Below are 21373 nucleotides of genomic sequence, written 5' to 3'. Positions count from 1 at the left end.
GGGCTTCTTTTTGTCGTTCGAACTGATCAGCCGCGACGACGCAGTGCGTCGATACGCTCTTCCAGCGGCGGGTGGCTCATGAACAGGCGAGCCAGGCCCTGTTTGATGCCGCCGTTGATGCCAAACGCATTCAGGGTGTCGGGCATGAGCACCGGCAGGCCTTGTTCGGCACGCAGGCGCTGCAGGGCGCCGATCATGGCGCCGGTGCCAGCCAGGCGGGCGCCGGCGTCGTCGGCGCGGAATTCGCGTTTGCGCGAGAACCACATGACGATGGCGCTGGCGAGGATGCCCAGGACCAGCTCGGCGAAGATGGTCGCCACGTAGTAGGCGATACCCTGGCCTTCTTCGTTCTTGAAGATCACCTTGTCGACGAAATTACCGATGATGCGGGCGAAGAACATCACGAAGGTGTTCACCACGCCCTGGATCAGCGCCAGGGTCACCATGTCGCCATTGGCGACGTGGCCGATCTCGTGGGCCAGCACCGCCTTGACTTCATCGGGCGAGAATCGCTCGAGCAGGCCCTGGCTGACCGCGACCAGCGCGTCGTTCTTGTTCCAGCCGGTGGCGAAGGCGTTGGCTTCGTAGGCCGGGAAGATCCCGACCTCCGGCATCTTGATGCCGGCTTCGCGGGACAGCTGCTCGACGGTCTGCAGCAGCCATTGTTCATGGCGAGTGCGCGGCTGGCTGATGATCTGGGTGCCGGTGCTCATCTTCGCCATCCACTTGGAGATGAACAGCGAGAACAGGGAGCCGGCGAAACCGAACACCGCACAGAAGATCAGCAGCTGATTGAGGTTGAGATCAACCCCATTGGCCGCCATGAACCCGTTGAAGCCGAACAGGCTCAGGGTGATGCTGGCAATCAGCACGACCGCCAGGTTAGTGGCCAAGAACAGCAGGATGCGCATCATGGTGGTAGCAAACTCCTCATGCTTAGGATGTAGCGTTATGCGGGGTATATAAGGTGCTGTAGCAGCCTATTCAACTCACCGACTATTTCAAACTGTGTCCTACAGGCTTCCCAAATGATTGAAAGATTTTTCTGAAAGTACCAGAGGAGTGAAATATGCCGCCTTTCCCCCGTGAGCATGGGGGCCTGCAGCCCATCGGGTGCTGGACAGTCAGTGTAGAAGGCCCCTCAAAACCGACTGAACAGATATGTTGCTGAATCAGTCAGCGCGCGAGGCGAGGTGCCTCGCACGCTGAACCGGCTTATTGACGGTAGGACTTGAGGAAATTGCCGATACGGCCAATGGCCTGCTCCAGGTCATCGACCCGCGGCAGAGTCACGACGCGGAAATGGTCCGGCCACGGCCAGTTGAACGCCGTGCCCTGGACGATCAGCAGCTTTTCGGACAGAAGCAGGTCGAGTACGAATTTTTCGTCGTTGTGGATCGGGCAGACTTTCGGATCGATCCGTGGAAAGGCGTAGAGCGCGCCCATCGGCTTGACGCAACTGACGCCGGGAATGTCATTAAGCAGTTCCCAGGTGCGGTTGCGCTGTTCCAGCAGCCGGCCCGGGGGCAATACCAGGTCGTTGATGCTCTGGTAGCCGCCCAGCGCCGTCTGGATGGCGTGCTGGCTCGGTACGTTGGCGCACAGGCGCATGTTGGCCAGCATGTCGATGCCTTCGATGTAGCTCTGGGCGTGATGCTTGGGCCCGGAAATGGCAATCCAGCCGGAGCGGAAACCCGCCACGCGGTAGGATTTGGACAAGCCGTTGAAGGTCAGGCACAACAGGTCCGGGGCCAGGGAGGCGGTGCAGATGTGGACGGCATCGTCGTACAGGATCTTGTCGTAGATCTCGTCGGAGAACACCACCAGATTGTGCTGGCGGGCCAGCTCCAGCATGCCCAGCAGCACTTCCCTGGAGTAGACCGCGCCGGTCGGGTTGTTCGGGTTGATGATCACCAGTGCCTTGGTGTTCGGCGTGATTTTGGCCTTGATGTCCGCCAGATCGGGGAACCAGTTGGCCTGTTCGTCGCAGAGGTAATGCACCGGGTTGCCACCGGACAGGCTCACGGCAGCGGTCCACAGTGGGTAGTCCGGGGCCGGTACCAGCACCTCGTCACCGTTGTTGAGCAGTGCCTGCATCGACATCACGATCAGCTCGGACACACCGTTGCCCAGGTAGATGTCCTCGATGCCGACGCCTTCGACCTGCTTCTGCTGGTAATACTGCATCACCGCCTTGCGGGCGCTGAACAGGCCCTTGGAGTCGCTGTAGCCCTGGGCGGTCGGCAGGTTGCGGATCACGTCCTGGAGAATTTCATCGGGCGCTTCGAAACCAAAGGGTGCCGGGTTGCCGATGTTCAGCTTGAGGATGCGATGGCCTTCCTCTTCCAGGCGTTTGGCGTGCTTGAGCACCGGGCCGCGAATGTCGTAGCAGACGTTGGCGAGCTTGTTCGATTTGCTGACCTGCATGGCGATGTGTTCCCGAAAATGAACGATCCAGGCGGGCGCCTCGACGACCGCACTGGTGATCCTGCGTCTGTACCCGGGCTTGACGCGGCATGGGCGTCACAATCCGTTTGAATACGCAGGACGCGACTGCCAGACTGGCATCTGACGAGGCGCAATCATACGTGCCGCCCGACCCGTGGAAAAGCGTCGGATCGGGCTTTTTCAATTGCCGAGGCAAGACGATGGAAAAGTTGCAGAAAACCCTTGAAGAGTGGCGCGCCATGCTCGATCCGGAGCAGTACAACGTTTGTCGATTGAAAGGTACCGAACGACCGTTCTCCGGTAAGTACAACGCCACCAAGACCGATGGCGTGTACCACTGCATCTGCTGCCACGAGCCGCTGTTCGATTCGCACACCAAGTTCGATTCCGGCTGCGGCTGGCCGAGCTTCTACGCGCCTATCGAGGGCAACGCGGTGATGGAGGTGCGGGACATGAGCCATGGCATGATCCGTACGGAGGTGGTGTGCGCCAAGTGTGATGCCCACCTGGGGCATGTATTCCCCGACGGCCCGCCGCCGACGGGATTGCGCTATTGCATCAACTCGGTGTGCCTGGACCTCGTGGCCCGCGAATAAACCCCTGTAGGAGCGAGGCCTTGCTCCTACAGGCCTTGCTCTTGAACAGTCCATGGTGTTGGTAGTCCTGCTAATTAAATTGCACACAATTGAATTGCTCGCTATCTTGCACACCTGTCCCATTTCTTCGGAGCCTTGCCATGAGCGACAACTTGCTGAGCATCCCCTGCACCACCATCAAGGGCGAGCAAAAGACTCTCGCCGATTTCGCCGGCAAGGCCGTGCTGGTGGTCAACACCGCCAGCCAGTGCGGTTTCACGCCGCAATACAAAGGCCTCGAATCGCTGTGGCAGACCTACAAGGACCGAGGCCTGGTGGTGCTGGGCTTTCCCTGCAATCAGTTCGGCAAGCAGGAGCCGGGTGACGAGGGCGCGATTTCCGAGTTCTGCGAGCTGAATTTCGGCGTGAGCTTCCCGCTGTTCAAGAAAATCGAAGTCAATGGCGCCAATGCTCATCCACTGTTCGTCCAGCTCAAGCAGCGTGCCCCTGGCGTGCTGGGGTCCAAGGGCATCAAGTGGAACTTCACCAAGTTCCTGATCGGCAAGGATGGCCAAGTGGTCAAGCGTTTTGCCCCGACCACCAAGCCCCAGGACCTCACTTCAGAGATCGAAGCCCTGCTCAAATGAATGACCTGTCGATCGATGCATTGAGGCTCGACAGCCAGTTGTGCTTCAAGCTGTACGCCGCGTCGCGGGCGGTGATACGCGGCTATAAGCCGATGCTCGACCAGCTCGGCCTGACCTACCCGCAATACCTGGCGATGCTGGTGCTGTGGGAATGGCAGGACACCGCGCCGGAGCAACCCACGGTCAAGGCTCTGGGGGAACGGTTGCTGCTGGATTCCGGGACGCTGACGCCGCTGCTCAAGCGTCTGGAACAGCTGGCGCTGGTGCAGCGCCAGCGTTCGGCCCGGGACGAGCGCGAAGTGCACTTGAGCCTGACGGATACAGGACGGGCCCTGCGTGACCAGGTCGGCCCGCTGAAGGCCCGCCTGTTATGCGACAGCGGGATCGACCTGGACGGCCTGGGGACGTTGCGCGAGGATCTCGATCACCTGCTGGCACAAATCAAGGCGCTGACTTAGTCGGTACCCACTGATCCAGTACCGCTGCCAGTTCCTCGCGGCGGAACGGTTTGGACAAGTAGTCGCTCATGCCGGCGGTCCGGCAGCGTTCCCGCTCCTCGGGCATGGCATTGGCTGTCAGTGCGACAATCGGCAGGTCCGGCCAGCGCCCGCTTCGGCGTATTTGCCGACTGGCTTCGTAGCCGTCCATCACCGGCATGTTGCAATCCATCAGCACCAGGTCGAAATCCCGCTGTTCGAGCTGATTCAATGCTTCCGCGCCGTGGGCTGCGACGGTGACTTCGCAGCCCAGCTTCACCAACATGCCCTTGGCGACCAATTGATTGACCGGATTGTCCTCGACCAGCAAGACCTGGGCGCGCCTGGACAGTGGCGGCGTCTCGACCTGCGTTTCGTTGATGGTGGTCGCTTCGCTTTGCAGGGCGCGACGCAGGATCTGATACAGGGCATGGCGTGCCAGCGGGCGGGCCTGTTGCAACAGAGGGGCAAGGGCTGCGGCTTCCTGGCTGGGCATGAAACTGCCGTAGGCGGTGACCAGCAGGATGGGGGCGCTGAAGGTCGGTCTCAAGTTGAACAGGCATTCAGGGCAGTCGGTGATCAGCACATCGGGCTTGAGGCCCAGCAGCGAGTCATCCACGGAGCGTCGCTGGTAGTCCAGCCCCCAGGTGGGCAGCAGCATGTCCAGCAACTCGGCCAACCCGCTGCTGCCGGCGGTGATGGCGACGATATTGCCGTGCAACGGTTCGGCGGGCATCGCCGGGGTATGGCAAGGCAGGGGCAGGTCAGCGCAGAACTGGCTGCCGAAGCCGGCTTCGGAGCTGATCGTCAACCGGCCCTGCATGGCTTCGCAGAGGTTGTTGGTCAGCGCCAGGCCCAGGCCGGTTCCACCAAATTGACGGGTAATGCCGGCACCGGCCTGGGTGAAGGGCTGGAAGATCCTCGCCTGGGCCTCCTGGGGGATGCCGATGCCGGTGTCGCAGACCTCGATGCGTACCCCGCCGTCGTAGGCAGTCAGTCGTACATCGACCCGGCCGAAGCGGGTGAATTTGAGTGCGTTGGACAACAGGTTGCTGACAATCTGACGCACCCGGGTCGGGTCGCCAAGCACCTGCGCCGGGAATCGTGGATCGATCAGGCAGGCCAGCTCGACACTGGGAGCGGCGTTCTGGGAAAGCAGGTTGGCAGTGTCCTCGATCAGAGAGGCCAGATCGAACGGGATGCGTTCGAGTTCCAGTTGGCCGGCATCGAATTTCGACAGATCGAGAATGTCATTGAGCAGTTCCACCAATACCTTGCCCGAGTCATGGGCAATCGAGAGCTGCTGTTGTTGTTCAGCGGTCAGGGGCCCATCCAGGGACAAGGCAATCATCCCCAGCAGGCCGTTGAGCGGCGTGCGGATCTCATGACTCATGCTGGCCAGGAAGGCGGAACGGGCTTCGGCCATGTCCAGGGCGGTACGCCTGGCCACTTCCAGTTCTTCGTTGGATTGGCTGAGGCGATCATTGATGGCCTTGAGTTCGGCGGTGCGCGCCGAGACGATGTTTTCCAGTTGCGCCAGGTATTCGGTGAGGCGATTTTCGGCGGTACGCCGCTGCTGGATTTCGGTGGAGATATTCTCGAACTGCTGGTTGGCGACCGAGACCAGTACGCCGATCTCGTCGTATTGGTGGCCGGAAGGGCAGTCCAGCCGGCTCTGTTCGCTGCTGGCCGGGTCTCGACTGCTCAACTCACGGATCACCCGCACCAGGGGTTTGGTCAGCATCACGTAGAACAACGCCAGTAACAGCCCGGTCAGGATCAGGCTGCGGGCAAAGCCGTTGAGCAACGTAACCTCGGCCCGGCGCAGGAAACGACTGCCGAATGTATAGGTGTCGACGTCCAGGCGCAGCACGCCCAGGGATTCGCCGGGCAGATGGTCCAGGTAGAGCCGGTCTTCGAATTGACGCTGTGCACCGAACAGAAAGTCGCTGATGAATCGGTAACTGCTCTGGAGTTCGGGTCGTTTGACGCTGGCCAGTACGGTATTGTTGTTGTCGACCAGTTCGGCGCCGATGATCGCCGGTGAACGCAGCAGCCCCAGGGACAGTTCCTGAGCCAGTTCGGCGTCGATGTTGTAGGCGATGCGCGAGGCGGGGTTGTGGCTGATTTCCATCAGCGACAGGATCTCGCGGTTGATCGACGCGTCTTCGCTGGCATAATCGATGCCTATCTGCACCAGGCTGAGCAAAGTGCCCAGTACGAAACCCACCAGGACGGTCAGTCGAGCCTGCTTGTATGACAGCCGTTGGGTGAACCTGATGTCCATGGAATGGTGAACCACTTACGTTTCCCTTCGCCGCTCAAGCATAGCTGATCATCTCTGAATACCGGCCCGGCCGGTTTATGTTGTGTGGGATAGACCCGCCAATGAATACGGTGTTTCGTCGCCGTGGCACCATCATTACTGTGAACTTGCCCGAGGAAAAGACGTGGACTCGCGATTGAATGCTTTTCTTGAGCGCGCCGATGCGGTGCTGGCCCGTATCGAACCTTTGCTGCCCGCGCCCCGGCCTGCCATTGACTGGACCGCAACCCTGGCTGCCCGCTGGCAGCGCGACGGCCGCAGCGGGTATCTGCTGCCGCTGCAGGTCAGCCTCGACATGCGCCTGTCGGACCTGATCGGCGTCGAGCGCCAGGTCGAACAACTGGGACGCAACACGCACCAGTTCATTCAGGGGATGCCGGCCAACCACGCGTTGCTCTGGGGCTCGCGGGGTACGGGAAAGTCGTCCCTGGTGCGCGCCTTGCTGGCCGAACATGCCCAGCAGGGCTTGCGATTGATCGAGATCGAGCGCGATCACCTGGCGGATCTGCCTCGGGTGGTCGAGCAGGTTGCCAAGCTGCCCCAGCGCTTCGTGTTGTTCTGCGATGACCTGTCGTTCGAATCCGGCGAAGGTGATTACCGGGTGCTCAAGAGCGTGCTGGATGGCTCTCTCGAACAGGCTCCGGACAACGTGTTGTTGTATGCGACCTCCAACCGCCGCCATCTGGTGCCGGAAAAGGAAAGCGACAACGAGAACTGGAAGCGGGTCGATGGCGAGCTGCACCCCAGCGAAGCCGTTGAGGACAAGATCGCATTGTCCGACCGTTTCGGGCTGTGGTTGTCGTTCTATCCCTTTACCCAAGAACATTTTCTCAACGTGGTCGAGCACTGGATCGGCGAACTGGCGGCCAAGGCCGGGCTGGCCTGGCAGCGTGATGAAGCACTCGATATACAAGCAGTCCGGTGGGCCACCGGGCGGGGCAACCGCAACGGACGTTGCGCTTATCAATTTGCCCGTTATTGGGTAGGCCTCAAACTTCTGGAGCATAAGGCATGATCGATCTGAAGAGCACCGGCCAGGGCCTCGATGGCTACGAGCTGTTATCGGCACAGCTGCAATCCCTGTTGGCCGATGAACGTGATTTCATTGCCAATGCCGCGCAGTTTTCGGCCTTTCTGTTCAGTCAGCTGGATGACTTGAACTGGGCCGGCTTTTACCTCAATCGCAACGAAGAGCTGGTGCTGGGCCCGTTCCAGGGCCAGATCGCCTGCGTGCGGATCCCCTTCGGCCGGGGTGTTTGCGGCACGGCGGCGGCAACCGGCCAGACCCAGCGCGTCGAGGACGTGCATGCCTTCGCGGGTCACATCGCCTGTGACAGTGCGTCGAACAGTGAACTGGTGGTGCCGCTGTTCAAGGATGGACGCCTGATTGGCGTGCTTGACCTGGACAGCCCGAAGCTGGCGCGCTTCAGCGAGCATGACCAGGCCGGCATCGAGCAGTTGGCGCAGATTTTCCTGCGTCTGACCGACTGCTGAACGAGCAGGCTCGGCTCGAACGGGGGCGATTGCGATCAGCATGGCAGCAATCCCGCCTGAGCCAGGAGCCGTTCCTCGTCGACGTCATCGATCTGGCTCGGATCGAGGAACTGCTCGGCGTAGCTCAGGTAGACCCGTTCATCGATGAACAGCTTGAACAGCTCCGGATCGATATGGGCGTCATGGCACATGGTGGCCATGATGCCCAGGGCTTCACTCAGTTTCTTGGCTTTCTTGTAGGGGCGGTCAGCCGCCGTCAGTGCTTCGAAAATATCGGCGATGGCCATCATGCGGGCCGGCAGACTCATTTCCTCGCGCTTGAGTCGCTTGGGGTATCCGGTGCCATCCATTTTTTCGTGATGACCACCAGCGATTTCCGCAACGTGCTCCAAGTGATTGGGGAAGGGCAACTGGCTGAGCATCAGGATCGTCTGCACCATGTGGTGATTGATGACGTAGCGTTCCTCGCGGGTCAGCGTGCCCCGCGGGATGCTGAGGTTGTAAAGTTCGCCACGGTTGTATTTCCAGGCCGGCACATCCAGTTGGAAGCCCCATGGGTTGTCTGCCGGGATCAGTTCGGCCTCGTGTCGCGCCACCAGGTGTTCGGGTTTGTCGGACAATAGGCTTTCGACGACCGGGAGCGTTGGCTCGGGCGTGCGTGCCTGGCGCCGGCTCTCTTCCCAGGACACGCCCAGGCGATCGTCCAGTGTCCGGACCCAGGGGCGCTGGGCAATCTTCTGCAAACGTTGCAGGTCGGTGTCGGCCATGGCTTCGGTACCCAGGTTGCAACGCGCGACGAACGCGAAGTCGTCATCGAGGCCGGCCAGCGTTTCATCGCGTTTGTGCGCCAGCAAGGAAGGTTCGCCTCCCGTTGCCAGGGCTTTCCAGTAGTCGATCCAGGCGTCGCGCTTGAGCACCTCGAAGCGGGTGCGGATTTCGTGGATCCGGTCGTTCAGGGTTTCCAGCTTGGTGGCTTTATCCACCACGTACTCGGGGGTGGTGACCTTGCCGCAATCGTGCAGCCAGGCGGCGATGTGCAGCGCTTCCCATTCATCTTCGGTGGGTTGGTAGCCTTCGAACGCCGGAGCGGTGCTCGCGGCGGCGGCCTGGGCGAGTAGCAGTGTCAGGGCTGGCACCCGCTGGCAATGACCTCCGGTATAGGGACTTTTGGCATCGATCGCACCGGCCAGCAACTGGATGAACGAATCCAGCAACTGTTTCTGGCGGGTTTGCAGGCGCTGGCTTTCGATGCTCACGGCGGCGGCGCCGGATACCGCCTGCAGGAAGGCGATGCGGTCTGGTTGCAGTTTCTCCAGGTCGGCTTCGGTGCCCGTATCGCAGATCAGCAGCACCAGCACGCCGATGGTGTCCTGGTGGCGGTTGCGCAGGTGGATGCCAATCAGATGGACCCGGGGAGATTCGAGTATCTGCAGGATACGCTGCAGATCACCGGTCTGCTCGAAGCCCAGGGAGGTGACGAGGTTGTCCGTGAGGGCCAGTTGCCGGAGCCAGGGTGGGCTGGTATCGCCGGCCAGCGCATGGCTTTGCAGTTCAAAGGCCGCCAGCGACTGTACGGCCCCATCGATGACCAGTCCGTACGGCTTGATCTGGTCGCTATCGTTCTCGCGTAGATAGATCAGGCCAGCCTGGGCCTGGCCGATTTTCACAGTCTCGAACAGCACCCGTTCGAGCAGTGGGGCGAAGCGGGTTTCGGCGCGCAGACTGGCGGTGATTTCGAAGAAGCTTGCCAGTGTCTCTTTCATTCGGGCCATCGAGAGGCTCAACTGATCGATCTCCAGCACCAAGGTATGGCGCGACACCGGATGAGTGAAGTCGAAACTGCGAATGGCATCCGCTTCCTGCACCAATGCGCTCAGCGGCTTGACCAGCAGCCTGGAAGTCAGCCAGCCCAAGGGCAGACACAGCAGCAGGGTGGCCAGGGTAATCAGGGCGCCCTGCCAGCGCATGCGATAGGCATCGGCCAGCAATTCATCTTCGGGCACCAGCAACGCCAGCTCCAGGCCCTGTGGGCCGCCTTCCTGCATATGACTGCGGGCCACGATCCATTGACGGCCGGCTGCCTCCAGGTGCGTCGCGTCACTGTTGACGTCGAGCGCGGCGGCGATGGCTGGGTTGAGCTCGCGGGCTTGGATCAGTCGGGCCGATGCCGTGTCAGCGAGCAACCGATCACTGTCGGGATAACCCACGGCGTTGCCTTGGGGATCGATCAGCACGATCTCGGTGCCGAGGGTCACCTTGTGCTTGGCGAGCGTCTGGGACAAGGCTGCGAGGGTGAGGTCGGCACCGATGACCGCGTCTTCGCCGCTTCGGCGGGCAAGGGTCGTGCCGATGTTGCGGGTGGAAAAGAAAACGTAGGGCTCGGTCGTGATCTGCCCGGCAGTGTCCAAAGCACTGCGAAACCAGTCACGTGTGCGTGGATCGAAAGTGCCATCGGCATTGTCCTGGGCACTGATGAAAGCCAGTGTCTGATCGTAGAACAGCGATTGGGAGCGCACCTGGCCCGGCAGGCTCGTCCGGTCTATCGTCCAGACTTGGTAGACTGCGTCGACTGGCGCGTTCAGCGCGGTCTTCAGCGCCTGGGTGCGCAGCGGCCGGACCATCAGGAAATTGCCATGGCGATCGCCCAGGTACAACGAGGCCAGGTTCGGGTTGTCCCGCAGTGCCTGACTGAACGGGGTGAGCAGCGCCAGGCGTTGCTCCATTCCGGGCGCCCGCGTCGCCGGATAATCGGCCAGCAGGCTCAACACATGACGGATCGGTTCGTAGGTGTCGTACAGGTCCAGACGCACGTCCCGCTCAATGCGGTTGAACAGTTGTTCGCTGCTCGACAGGATGACCTGCGTGGTCTGCCGGTAATTGAAGAGGCCCAGTGCCACGCCGGTCAGCAGCAGAAGCAGGGTGAACATCACGCTGATGTGCACGTGCAGGGGGAATCGGCGTTGTTCCGGACGCGGTGCGCTGGGCATTGCAGTCACTCCAAGTGTGGGTACGCACTGCTGATCGGCCAGCATAGTAAATACCGGGCTATTTTGCCTTGGCGACCTCGTTTTCCAGCACTCGCTCCAGCTCCGTCATGGCGCGTTCGAGGGCTTGGGCGCACGCCTGGATTCGTTCGGGTGCCCGGTCTTGAAGACAGGCATGCTCCAATGCTTCGCATCGCTGGATCAGATCGGTGGCCTGCACGATACGGGCAACGCCCTTTATCTTGTGTGCCGTTTCGGTCAGCGCCTGCCGGTTCCCTCCCCGGGCGATATCGAGCAGTTCCTGGCGATCGGAGCGGTTACTGTTCAGCAGCTCTGCCAACAACCGCCGGGTGGACGAAGGATCACCGCCCGTGAGCGCTCGCAGATTGTGAACATTGAAGGCTCGTGGCTGGCTGGCGGGGCTGACCGTGTTCATCCATTGGCTCAGGACAGTCAGGCTGATCGGCTTGAACAGACAGTCGTCCATCCCCGCGTCCAGGCAGCGTTGTTTTTCTTCGGGTTGAGCATTGGCGGTGAACCCCAGGAGCGTGCAGGGCGGAAGATGCCGCTCGGACTCGTGCCGGCGGATCGACCGGGCCAGCTCGTAGCCGCTCATGACGGGCATGTTGCAGTCGACGATGACCAGATCGAAACTCCCGTCCTGCCAGGCCGCAAGCCCTTGTTCGCCGTCGTCGGCGACCTGGTAGTGATGGCCAAGGTACTCCAGTTGCTGTGACATCAATAAACGATTGGCCGGATGATCATCCACCACCAGCACGTTCAGGGCGACCGATGCCGTTTCGATCACGGGCGGGGGAGGTGTGCAGGTGTCAATCGTTGGCAGCACGCTCAATTGCAGGCAAATCCGGACTTGCGTGCCGGCTCCCGGTTGGCTGTTCATGTGCAGGTTACCTCCCATCATCCGGCACAGGTTACGGCTGATCACCAGGCCCAGCCCGGCGCCCTTGCGGGCCATCCGGCCGGTATTGTCGGCCTGGGCAAAAGGCTCGAACAGGCGTTGCAGGTCGGTCGGACTGATGCCGATGCCGCTGTCGCTGATGTCCAGTTGCAGCTGCAGTACGTCGTCCCGGTCGGTTCGGGACCACCGGGCGTGAATCCGTACCCAGCCCTGTTCCGTGAACTTGAGGGCATTGCTGACCAGATTCGAAACCACCTGCTTGAATCGAAGGGGGTCCATCAGCACGTCCGGGTTGGCATCCGCCGGGTCGAACTGCAGGGTCAGCGTCAGGTTCTTCTGTCGGGCCAGGCCCTCGAATACCCGTATGACCGATTGAAGCAGGGCCCTGAGGTTCACCCGCTCGGGAGCCAGGCTCAGATGCCCCGACTCGATGCGGGCGATGTCCAGGATGTCGCCGATCAGATCCAGCATGCCGGAGGCCGATTCGTAGGCGACAGCGATGGTGGCGCGGTCCACCTGTCCCTTGTCGGCCTGTTTCAGGGCCAGTTCAAGCATGCCGATCACCGCGTTCATGGGGGTGCGGATTTCATGGCTCATGGTCGCCAGGAAGGTGCTCTTGGCCCGGTTCGCCTCATCGGCACGTTCCTTGGCCGCCCGAAGTTCATCGAACAGCTGCCGTCGTTCGCTGATGTCTATCCAGCCGCCAATGATGCCCTGCACCTGCGCGGCGGAGTTGCGATAGGGCAGGACCCAGTGGTAGATCGTCAGCGTCCTGTCGCCGATGCACAGCGGCCTGTCGACGATCAAGGGGGTGCCTTCCTCCATGACACGCAGGTAGTCCGCCTGGTACTCCTGGGCTTCGAAGGCATTACTCATCGAACCGGGCATCACGTCCTTGCCGATGACGTCTTCGCGTTTGGCGTCGAAGGTTTGCAGATAGCTGTCGTTACAGCTCTGCAGGACGCCGTTGCGGTCTCTGACGTAAATGGGATGCGGAGTGCCGTTGAGCAGCGAGTGCATGAACTCGAGCTGATCGTTGAGCGCCAGTTCCGCTCGTTGGCGCTGGAGGATCTGCCGTCGCATGTAGGCGTTCCAGGCCAAGGACAGCAGCAGTAGCAGGCCGACCCCCGCGACGGCCTGGAGGAACAGGCGGTTATAGGTGCGCCAGGTCTGCTCCGATGCCGGGATGTAACCCCTCCATCGGTTGTTGATGACCCCCAGTTCGTCGGGGTCGATGCTGGTCAGAGCCTTGTCGAGAATGGAGCTCAGCTCGGTGGCGTTTCCGGCGGTGGCCAGGGAGAACAGGGCTTGCTCGGTGCCCACGGTGCTGCTGATCTGCAAGGTGTCTTTGAACGTGTGGAACGAAAGAAAATAGTTGGCCATCACCAGGGAATGCACACTGCCTTCGACCTGGCCTTGGGCAAGCATTTGCACGGCGTGCGCGGAATCGGTGGTTTCGATGATCCTGATACGTGGGTACTGGCGACGTAGCCAATCGATGATCGGGTTGCCTTTGGCGATTGCCAGGCTTCTCGTTTCGAACTGGTCGAGCGTCGTGGGCGCGTCGGATGGTTTGCGGCTCAGCAGGACGAATGAGCTGTCGACGTAGGGACGACTGAATCTGAGATGCCGTTGCCGTTCGCTGCTGGGCAAGAGTGCCGCAATCATGTCGGCCTGACCATTGCCCAGCGCGGCAATCGCCTCGCTGTCGCCGCGATGGCGCTGGATATCCAGGCGCAAGCCTGTACGCAGCCGGATCAGCTCCAGCAGGTCGGCGCTTATCCCACGTAAATCGCCATCCGGATCGAAGAATGTGAATGGAGCGAATGTTTCGTTCACAGCCACCCGAACCACCGGATGACTGGCCAGCCAGCGTCGTTCCCGGTTGGTCAGTTGTATCCGATGCTCGGTGAGGTAGAGATCGCTGCCTGCGCTCCAGCGTTTGGAGATCGCCGCCTGTTCGGTAACCGGAATCCGGTTGAGCGTGGTATCGATTATTTCCAGCAACCGGGTGTCCTGACGTCGTACCGCGAAACCGAATCCATGGGATTCATGCTTGCCGAAGCTGGCCATGCGGATGTTGTTCAGGTAACCCTTGTTGATCATGTAGTGGGTAGAAATGGTATCGCCGAGAAATACATCGGCCTGGCCGAAGGCGACGGCGTTGAGGGCGTTCTGGTAGGAGGGGTAGGTGGTGATTCGTGCCTTTGGGTACAGCCTTTCGATGTCCTGCTCCGGCAGGTAGTGATAAACCATGCTCAGACGCAGCCCTTCCAGGTCCTCGGCCAGGGACCGGTTTTCACGGGTTCGGGTAACAAGAACAGGTTGGTCCACGGCATAGGGCGTCGAAAGGACCAGGTCGGGGTCGCGGCCTTCAAAGCCGTTGGCGGTCCCCAGCATGTCGATCTGTCCGTTCTTGAGCGCGGCGATGGCCGCACCACGGGAGTCGAACCGCAGAACCTTCATGGGCAACCCGGTCGCCTTGGCAATGACGGCGGCGTAATCGGCGGTCATGCCTTCATAGTCGCGTCCACTGGTCGAAAGATCGAAGGGCGGATAATCCGGCGCGGAGGTACCCAGGACCAGTTCCCGGCGTTCTCGCAGCCAGGCGCGTTGGGAGTCATTGAGGTTGACCTCGGCCCGGGCCGTGCTCGAGCGGCCCAGGAGCGTGTAATGCTCGGGTGCAGCGGGGGTGGCCGCGACGAGTTCTGCAAATAGCCCTGCGATCAATGGCAGGAAAGTTCCTTTTATGCCTGTGGACATCCTGTTTTTTCTCACACCAGTGCGTTTCGTTTCGCCATCTCTATGAGTTCTACCAAGGACTTGACCTTGAGTTTCTGCATCAACCGTTTCTTATAGGTACTGACTGTCTTGTTGCTCAGAAACATGCCTTTGGCTATTTCCTTGTTGGTACGACCCTGGGCAAAAAGTTGCAATACCATCAACTCGCGATCGTTGACGTTCTTGAACAGATCCAGCTCGATACTTCGAGGATCATCGGGGCGCACCGGATTAAGTGCCTGGCTCGGAAAATAGTTGTAGCCTGACAATACCGCCTTGATCGCACTGACGAGTTCGCTGAGGTCTTCCTGCTTGCAAACGTAACCGGAGGCACCGGATTGCATGCAACGGATACCGAATAGCGTCGGTGATTGCGCCGTGAGCACCAGGGTCTTGAGCGGTGTGGTCATGGCGTTGAAGCGCGAAAGAATTTCCAGCCCGTCAAGTTTGGGAATGCTGATGTCCAGAATCACCAGATCCGGCATGCATTCGCGCACCATTTGCATCGCATCGACGCCATTGTCGGTTTCCCCTACGACTTTATAGCCCTCATGCTCCAGCAGCATGCGAACAGCGAGGCGGATGACCGGATGATCGTCGACAATGAAAACGGAGTTCATGAATAAAAGTCCCATGCGAGCCTAAATAAAGCGCGCACCTTAGCCCAGTTAAAGCCCAGGCCGTACGAGGAGACGGGCATTCATCCTTTGTTTCAGAAGTTTCCTACAAAAAAAGAGGTCGAATACTACGAGGTATTTGGTTTTTTAGTAGGTCATTGGCGTGAAGTTGGGTGAGCTTTATTAGTGGGCGTCATGTTTAGAGATGTTTATCATTTGGTTAATGACAAACAGATCGAGGGCTTTTTGCAACTTCAGCAAAAAGCCCGATCTCATGCGAGCGGTGGGTCATGGGTATGTGACGTGCAATAAGTTTTTATTGACGGATGCGACCCGTCATCTCCTGGGCCATCTCACTGGCGTAACTGTCTGTCATCCCAGCGATGAAATCGATCATCCGCAGGAACGCCGCATGCAGGGATCCATTGGGGTCGGGCGCGTTGTTCCCCAGCAGGTCGAGGATGCGTCGATTCTTGAATGAAGGGGTACGCCCGCCATGTTGTTCCAGGGCGGCGCCACAAAATCCGTTAAGCAGGATTTCCAGCGTGGTGTAGGCGCCGATTTCATTCAATGTTTTGCGTTTGTCCTGGAATATCTTCTTGCGCGCCATGTCCTTGGCATTCAACACACAGCGCTTGGCCGGTCCATGCATGTGCTCCACGAGATCGCCTGGCAGCGTGCCGGCCAGCAATGCTTCCTGCTGTTCGACGAATGCCCGGGCGGCGGCGTTGGTCAAGTGCTCGATGGCCTTGCCTCGAAGGATCGCCAGTTTGCGTCGGCGTGAATCCAGCGGTCCGAGTTGACGGTAGGTTTCCGGCAGATCGTCACCCACCAGGTCCAGGAGCAGCGACTCCACCTCCGAGTAAGCCAGCAGGTCCATCTCCACGCCGTCTTCCAGATCGATCAGGGCGTAGCAGATATCGTCCGCGGCTTCCATCAGGTACACCAATGGGTGCCGCGCCCAGCGCTGGTCTTCGATCTGCGGCAGGCCAAGCTTGTGGGCAATCTGCTCAAGCAGGGGCAATTCGCTCTGGTAGCATCCGAACTTGTGCTTCTTGTAGCCCAGGGAATCGGCATGGCGGGCCGTCCAGGGGTATTTCAGATAAGTGCCGAGGGTGGCGTAGGTGAGGCGGGTGCCGCCGTCGAACTGATGGTATTCAAGTTGTGTGAGGACCCGGAACCCCTGGGCGTTGCCTTCGAAGTGGAGAAAGTCGTTGCGTTCGGCCTCGCTCATGGCATCGAGCCAGCCACGGCCTGCCGCCTGTTGAAACCAATAGCGGATAGCGTCCTCGCCGGAATGACCGAACGGTGGGTTACCGATGTCGTGGGCCAGGCAGGCCGACTGCACCACCATGCCCAGGTCGCTCGGTTCGCACCAGTCGGGCAGGGCGCCGCGAATGGTTTCCCCCACGCGCATCCCCAGGGAGCGTCCGACGCAACTGACTTCCAGCGAATGGGTCAGGCGTGTGTGGATGTGATCATTGCTGGAAACCGGGTGCACCTGGGTCTTGCGTCCCAATCGCCGGAAGGCGCCGGAAAAGATGATGCGGTCATGGTCTTTATGGAAAGGGCTTCGGCCCAGTTCTTCCGAGCTGTGCAGCGGTTTCCCGAGGCGTTCGCGAGTCAGCAGGGTGTGCCAGTCCAAGGCCGGTTGCTCCGTTGAGGATTTGTCGCTAGCTTCCCTGTTCGGGCAGCGCCCCGCAAGCCCGTCAAGGCTTGCGTGCGCTCTTGGCCAGTTTGATCAATGGCAGCAGCGTCGTTGCCAGTCGCACCAGGCGAAGCAAGCCAGTGCTGCGTCCGCGGCGGGTGCGCTTGCCGGTGAGGAAGCCCAACAGCGTCACCGCGGCCATGCCCCAGAGGGGGGCATGCTTGATGCCGAAACCTTCGTGCCAGTTCTGAGTGAAGCCACGTACCCGCTGCAAGGGTTGCAACAGTTGGTTCGTTTCCTGGCGGATTTCCTGGCGATGCATTTCCATGCGCAAGCGCACCAGTGCCTTGCGCATTTCCTGTCGTGTCCGGGCTTGAGGGATATCGGGCAGGCTCATGGCAGCAGACGCTCCCGGTCGTTGGACAGTTCTTCCAGCGTGGCGTGAAAGGGGGATGATTCGTCGTAGATCGCCGCCTTGAGCCGAAGTCCGCAGAATAATGCCGCCAGCAGGTAAAACAGGCACAGGCCGATGATTCCCGCCATCCGATAGGTATCCCACACCAGAATCAGCACCAGTGTCGAGAGTCCTACCAGCAGCAACAGTGCAAACACCAGCGCCAGACCGGCGAACAACAGAAGGCTGACGGTACGGGCCTTTTGCTCTTGCAGTTCCATGCCGAACAGTTCGACATGGCTGTGCAGCAGCCCGAGAAACGCAGCCCCCAGACGGCGTGCCGACGATTTCGTGCCCGCCGCTTCGGACGAGCCAGGTTCGTTCATACCCATCATCAGCGCCGTGTCGCCAGCAGACCGATCAAAAAGCCCACCCCAGCGGCGATGCCGACCGATTGCCAAGGGTTGGCCTGTACGTATTGCTCTGTGGCGATCACTGCCGCCTGGCCGCGTTCGCGCATGGAGTCCTCGGTCACTTTGAGGGTGTCGCGGGCACGCAGGAGGGTTTCGTGGATCTGGCTGCGCAGTTCGTCTGCCTGGTCACCCGCCAATGTCGCGGTATGTTCCAACAGGCGTTCGGTGTCGCTGACCAGTGTCTGAAAATCTTCCTTCAGGATTTCTTGTGCAGTCTTTGCCTGGGGGCTGGCCATGGATGGATCTCCGTGAAATGACATCTGATGCGTTCGAGTGTAAGCCTTGCTGGAAGGTTCAGTGAAATTGACTGGTACAACTTTTGCTGGGTCTTGGCCCAAGGTTTGCCATGCGCTGGTGCATCGCCTGTCTCCGTGCGCCGAAGTCGGGCGCAGGGCAGCAAGACCTTAACTCAAATAAACAGAACCGGCGAAGCATCACCTCTGTATTGACCTGATTCATGCACCAAAGCGGTTCGTCGGCCTTCGAGCGGCAGGCGAATCGGTTCAACTTGGTGCACTGCAGGCGGTGCGATCCGCTCGGATGCTTCTTTCAACTTTTTCAGGTCTGCCAATACCATGGAAAATCTGCAAAGCGCTGTGGACAGTCTGGTCCACAGCTCCAACACGCTGTTCATTCTGCTCGGCGCGGTCATGGTCCTGGCCATGCACGCCGGTTTTGCGTTCCTGGAAGTGGGGACCGTCCGGCAAAAAAACCAGGTTAATGCATTGTCGAAAATCCTCAGCGATTTTGCAGTCTCGACCTTGGCCTATTTCTTCGTGGGCTACTGGATTTCCTATGGCGTGACGTTCCTGCAGCCTGCAGCGGTGCTGAGCACCGATCATGGCTACAGCCTGGTGAAGTTCTTTTTCCTGCTCACCTTCGCCGCTGCGATCCCGGCGATCATCTCCGGTGGTATTGCCGAACGTGCGCGATTCGCACCGCAGTTGTGCGCCACGGTGTTGATCGTGGCGTTCGTGTATCCCTTTTTCGAAGGCTTGGTGTGGAATGGCAATCTTGGCCTGCAAGCCTGGCTGCAAGCCCGGTTCGGCGCTGGCTTTCATGACTTTGCCGGTTCTGTGGTGGTGCATGCCATGGGCGGCTGGTTGGCGCTGGCCGCTGTCCTGCTGCTTGGCGCGCGCAACGGTCGATACCGGGACGGTCGACTGGTGGCGTTCGCGCCATCGAGTATTCCGTTTCTCGCGCTCGGTTCCTGGATTTTGATTGTCGGTTGGTTTGGTTTCAACGTGATGAGCGCCCAGACGCTGCCGGGGGTGAGTGGACTGGTGGCGGTCAACTCGTTGATGGCCATGGTCGGCGGAACCGTGGCGGCACTGATCGTCGGACGCAACGACCCGGGCTTCCTGCACAACGGCCCATTGGCCGGGCTGGTGGCGGTCTGCGCCGGCTCCGATCTGATGCACCCGGTGGGTGCGCTGGCCACCGGTGCCATTGCCGGCGTCCTGTTTGTCTGGTGTTTCACCGCGGTCCAGGTCAAATGGAAGATCGACGACGTGCTCGGCGTCTGGCCATTGCACGGGTTGTGCGGGGTCTGGGGTGGCGTTGCCTGCGGTATCTTTGGTCAGGCTGCCCTGGGCGGCCTGGGTGGGGTCAGCCTGACCAGCCAACTGATTGGCAGTGCATTGGGTGTGGCGGTCGCCCTGGTCGGTGGGTTCGCGGTCTATGGCCTGATCAAGGTCGTATTGGGGCTTCGGCTGACGCAGGAACAGGAGTATTACGGTGCCGACCTGTCGATTCACAAGATAGGCGCCGTCAGCCAGGACTGAAGGAGGCATCAGGGCTCCTTGTCCTGGTTGCCGGGATAAAAACCGTGCAGCAGCCGATAGCGGTCGTGGCGGACCTGATCCACATGCTGGCGAACCTGCTGCTCGGCCAGACCGAGCATGATCAGGGCATGGGACGCGAGCATCAGGCTTGACTCCAGCAGTTCCGGAACCACTTCACTGGCCCCGGCGGCCTGCAGTTCGGCCAGTTGGCTGTCGTCGCGGGTACGCACCAGAATCGGTACCTGCGGGTTGAGCCGACGGGCCTCCCTGAGCACACTGATGGCAATGTCGGTCTTGTCCACCGCGATTACCACCAGTCGGGCACGGCCCAGGCCGACGGCGGTGAGCAGGTCTGCACGTCGTGAATCGCCGTAATACACGCAGCTTTCTCCGACGGTGGCTTCCTGGATGATCACCGGATCGTCATCCAGGGCGACGAAGGCCTGGTCTTCCCGACGCAGGAAGCGCCCGATAGACTGGCCGACGCGCCCGTACCCACAAATGATCACATGGCCGGACAGGCCGGCATTGAGTTCGCTGATCTGGTCCAGTTGGGCGGCTTCGTTGGGTTTGCGGTGCAGGCGGGCGGCGATACCCGGCGCGGCCCGCAGCAACAATGGCGTGAGCAGCATCGAACTGAACGTCGCTGCCAGCAGCGGGCCGCCAAGATCGGTCGGCATGAGGCGGTTCTGCTGCATCAAGGCCATCAGGGCAAAGCAGAACTCTCCGCCCTGGGCCAGGGCCAGGCCGCTGCGCCACGCGGTTTCGCCGTCGCTGCCTCGCCATTTCACCAGGAGGGCGACCACGCAGCCCTTGATGAGCATCAGTCCCAGGGTGAGGCCAAGGATCAGCCAGCCGTCGTCCACGAACAACTGCAGGTCGATCAGCATGCCGATGCTGACAAAAAACAGGCCCAACAGAATGTCGCGGAACGGCCGGATGTCTGCCTCGATCTGATGCCGGTAATGACTTTCCCCCAGCAGCATGCCCGCCAGGAACGCGCCAAGGGCTGGCGAGAGCCCGAGCAGATGGGTCAGCCATGCCGTCAGCAAAACGATGACCAGGGCCAGCAGCACGAACAATTCGGCGGAGCGGGACGCAGCCACCTCATGGAACAATCGGGGCAGTAGCAGGCGACTGGTCAGCAGCAGGCCGCCGAACAGCACCAGGGTCTTGCCCAGTGTCAGGGGCAGCGCCCAATACCAGGCCTGTGTACTGCTGCCGGCGAACACGGGTACGAGGGTCAACAGCAATACCGCGACGATGTCCTGGAACAGCAGCACACCGATAGCGTTCTGGCCGTGGCTGCTGAAAATCTCCCCGAGGCTGGTCAGCTCCTTGCTGACGATGGCGGTGGATGACAGGGCCAGCCCGGCCCCCAGCAACAGCGCGACCGGAACCGGTGCGCCGCACGCCACCAGCACGCTACCCAGGAGTGCCCCGGAGCATGCCACTTGCAGGCTGCCGAGACCGAACACGACACGCCGCAGTTCAAGCATCCTGGACAGAGAGAACTCCAGCCCCAGGGAAAACAACAGGAAAACCACCCCGAGCTCGGCCAGGTCCGGCAGTTCCTCGCTGTCGTTCACCCAGCCCAGCGCAGTGGGTCCGACCGCCAGCCCGACGCACAGATAGCCCAGCACCGGTGGCAGCCGCAGCCGCCTGAACAGGGCGATGACCACCAGGGAGGAGGCGAGAATGATCAGCAGGTTGGCAAACAAGGGACACTCCGTATCAGGACTTGTGACACATAGCTTAGAAGACAAGAAGGCGCCAAAAAGCATTTGCGCTCAATGATTTGCATCAG

18 protein-coding genes are annotated in these 21373 nt (G+C 60.7%); 6 read left to right on the top strand and 12 right to left on the bottom strand.

Annotated features, from left to right (window positions below; translation table 11 throughout):
- Positions 1-26: 26 nt before the first annotated feature.
- Both htpX and LCU97_RS01750 read right to left on the bottom strand, forming a co-directional pair.
- The gene (htpX, locus tag LCU97_RS01755; protein ID WP_053155198.1) at positions 27-914 is read right to left on the bottom strand and encodes a protease HtpX; all 888 of its coding nucleotides are present in this window, start codon (positions 912-914) and stop codon (positions 27-29) included.
- A gap of 301 nt (positions 915-1215) precedes the next feature.
- Positions 1216-2427, bottom strand: coding sequence for a pyridoxal phosphate-dependent aminotransferase (locus tag LCU97_RS01750; protein ID WP_053155200.1), 1212 nt, complete (start codon positions 2425-2427; stop codon positions 1216-1218).
- Positions 2428-2648: 221 nt separating this feature from the next.
- On the opposite strand from LCU97_RS01750, the gene msrB reads away from it, so the two are divergent.
- From msrB to LCU97_RS01735, 3 genes are all read left to right on the top strand, one after another.
- The gene (msrB, locus tag LCU97_RS01745) at positions 2649-3044 is read left to right on the top strand and encodes a peptide-methionine (R)-S-oxide reductase MsrB (protein ID WP_232775419.1); all 396 of its coding nucleotides are present in this window, start codon (positions 2649-2651) and stop codon (positions 3042-3044) included.
- A gap of 140 nt (positions 3045-3184) precedes the next feature.
- On the top strand, positions 3185-3670 hold the full coding sequence (locus tag LCU97_RS01740; RefSeq protein ID WP_053155203.1) for a glutathione peroxidase: 486 nt from the start codon (positions 3185-3187) through the stop codon (positions 3668-3670).
- Positions 3667-4128 (top strand): MarR family winged helix-turn-helix transcriptional regulator, encoded by a 462-nt coding sequence (locus LCU97_RS01735; RefSeq protein ID WP_053155205.1) that lies wholly within the window; start codon positions 3667-3669, stop codon positions 4126-4128. The genes LCU97_RS01740 and LCU97_RS01735 overlap by 4 nt, the downstream gene beginning before the upstream one ends.
- Here LCU97_RS01735 and LCU97_RS01730 read toward each other — a convergent pair.
- Positions 4112-6433 carry a hybrid sensor histidine kinase/response regulator gene (locus tag LCU97_RS01730; protein ID WP_232775569.1) on the bottom strand — a complete coding sequence of 774 codons (2322 nt, stop codon included), beginning with the start codon at positions 6431-6433 and terminating at the stop codon, positions 4112-4114. The genes LCU97_RS01735 and LCU97_RS01730 overlap by 17 nt on opposite strands.
- 163 nt (positions 6434-6596) lie before the next feature.
- Between LCU97_RS01730 and LCU97_RS01725 the strand changes: the two genes are divergently transcribed.
- Together LCU97_RS01725 and LCU97_RS01720 are read left to right on the top strand one after the other, a co-directional pair.
- Entirely contained in the window at positions 6597-7487 is an 891-nt protein-coding gene (locus tag LCU97_RS01725) for an ATP-binding protein (protein WP_053155210.1), read from the top strand.
- Entirely contained in the window at positions 7484-7966 is a 483-nt protein-coding gene (locus tag LCU97_RS01720) for a GAF domain-containing protein (protein ID WP_053155211.1), read from the top strand. The genes LCU97_RS01725 and LCU97_RS01720 overlap by 4 nt, the downstream gene beginning before the upstream one ends.
- Before the next feature lie 35 nt (positions 7967-8001).
- Here the strand turns inward: LCU97_RS01720 and LCU97_RS01715 are convergent, their stop codons facing one another.
- The 8 genes from LCU97_RS01715 to LCU97_RS01680 all read right to left on the bottom strand — a co-directional run bounded on the left by LCU97_RS01715 (position 8002) and on the right by LCU97_RS01680 (position 18359).
- Positions 8002-10953 (bottom strand): HD domain-containing phosphohydrolase, encoded by a 2952-nt coding sequence (locus tag LCU97_RS01715; RefSeq protein WP_232775418.1) that lies wholly within the window; start codon positions 10951-10953, stop codon positions 8002-8004.
- 58 nt (positions 10954-11011) lie between these two features.
- Entirely contained in the window at positions 11012-14632 is a 3621-nt protein-coding gene (locus LCU97_RS01710; protein WP_232775417.1) for a transporter substrate-binding domain-containing protein, read from the bottom strand.
- 11 nt (positions 14633-14643) lie between these two features.
- Positions 14644-15270 carry a response regulator transcription factor gene (locus LCU97_RS01705; RefSeq protein WP_024776711.1) on the bottom strand — a complete coding sequence of 209 codons (627 nt, stop codon included), beginning with the start codon at positions 15268-15270 and terminating at the stop codon, positions 14644-14646.
- 313 nt (positions 15271-15583) lie between these two features.
- The gene (locus LCU97_RS01700) at positions 15584-16912 is read right to left on the bottom strand and encodes a deoxyguanosinetriphosphate triphosphohydrolase (RefSeq protein ID WP_053155217.1); all 1329 of its coding nucleotides are present in this window, start codon (positions 16910-16912) and stop codon (positions 15584-15586) included.
- 64 nt (positions 16913-16976) lie between these two features.
- On the bottom strand, positions 16977-17312 hold the full coding sequence (locus tag LCU97_RS01695; protein ID WP_053155220.1) for a hypothetical protein: 336 nt from the start codon (positions 17310-17312) through the stop codon (positions 16977-16979).
- Positions 17309-17701, bottom strand: a complete 393-nt coding sequence (locus tag LCU97_RS01690) for a phage holin family protein (RefSeq protein ID WP_053155222.1) — start codon at positions 17699-17701, stop codon at positions 17309-17311. Before LCU97_RS01690 ends, LCU97_RS01695 begins: the two co-directional genes overlap by 4 nt.
- 2 nt (positions 17702-17703) lie before the next feature.
- Positions 17704-18018: a DUF883 family protein gene (locus LCU97_RS01685; RefSeq protein WP_053155225.1), complete on the bottom strand. Its 315-nt coding sequence runs from the start codon at positions 18016-18018 to the stop codon at positions 17704-17706.
- Between the two features lie 173 nt (positions 18019-18191).
- Entirely contained in the window at positions 18192-18359 is a 168-nt protein-coding gene (locus LCU97_RS01680) for a hypothetical protein (RefSeq protein ID WP_232775416.1), read from the bottom strand.
- Here LCU97_RS01680 and LCU97_RS01675 point away from each other — a divergent pair.
- The gene (locus LCU97_RS01675) at positions 18358-19566 is read left to right on the top strand and encodes an ammonium transporter (RefSeq protein ID WP_232775415.1); all 1209 of its coding nucleotides are present in this window, start codon (positions 18358-18360) and stop codon (positions 19564-19566) included. The two genes, LCU97_RS01680 and LCU97_RS01675, sit on opposite strands and share 2 nt — an antisense overlap.
- Before the next feature lie 8 nt (positions 19567-19574).
- Here LCU97_RS01675 and LCU97_RS01670 read toward each other — a convergent pair whose 3' ends face one another.
- Positions 19575-21287: a cation:proton antiporter gene (locus tag LCU97_RS01670; RefSeq protein WP_232775414.1), complete on the bottom strand. Its 1713-nt coding sequence runs from the start codon at positions 21285-21287 to the stop codon at positions 19575-19577.
- Positions 21288-21373: the final 86 nt, after the last annotated feature.

It is taken from the genome of Pseudomonas uvaldensis, assembly GCF_021271205.1.
GTDB lineage: Bacteria > Pseudomonadota > Gammaproteobacteria > Pseudomonadales > Pseudomonadaceae > Aquipseudomonas > Aquipseudomonas uvaldensis.
This window is presented reverse-complemented; position numbering and strand designations above follow the sequence as displayed.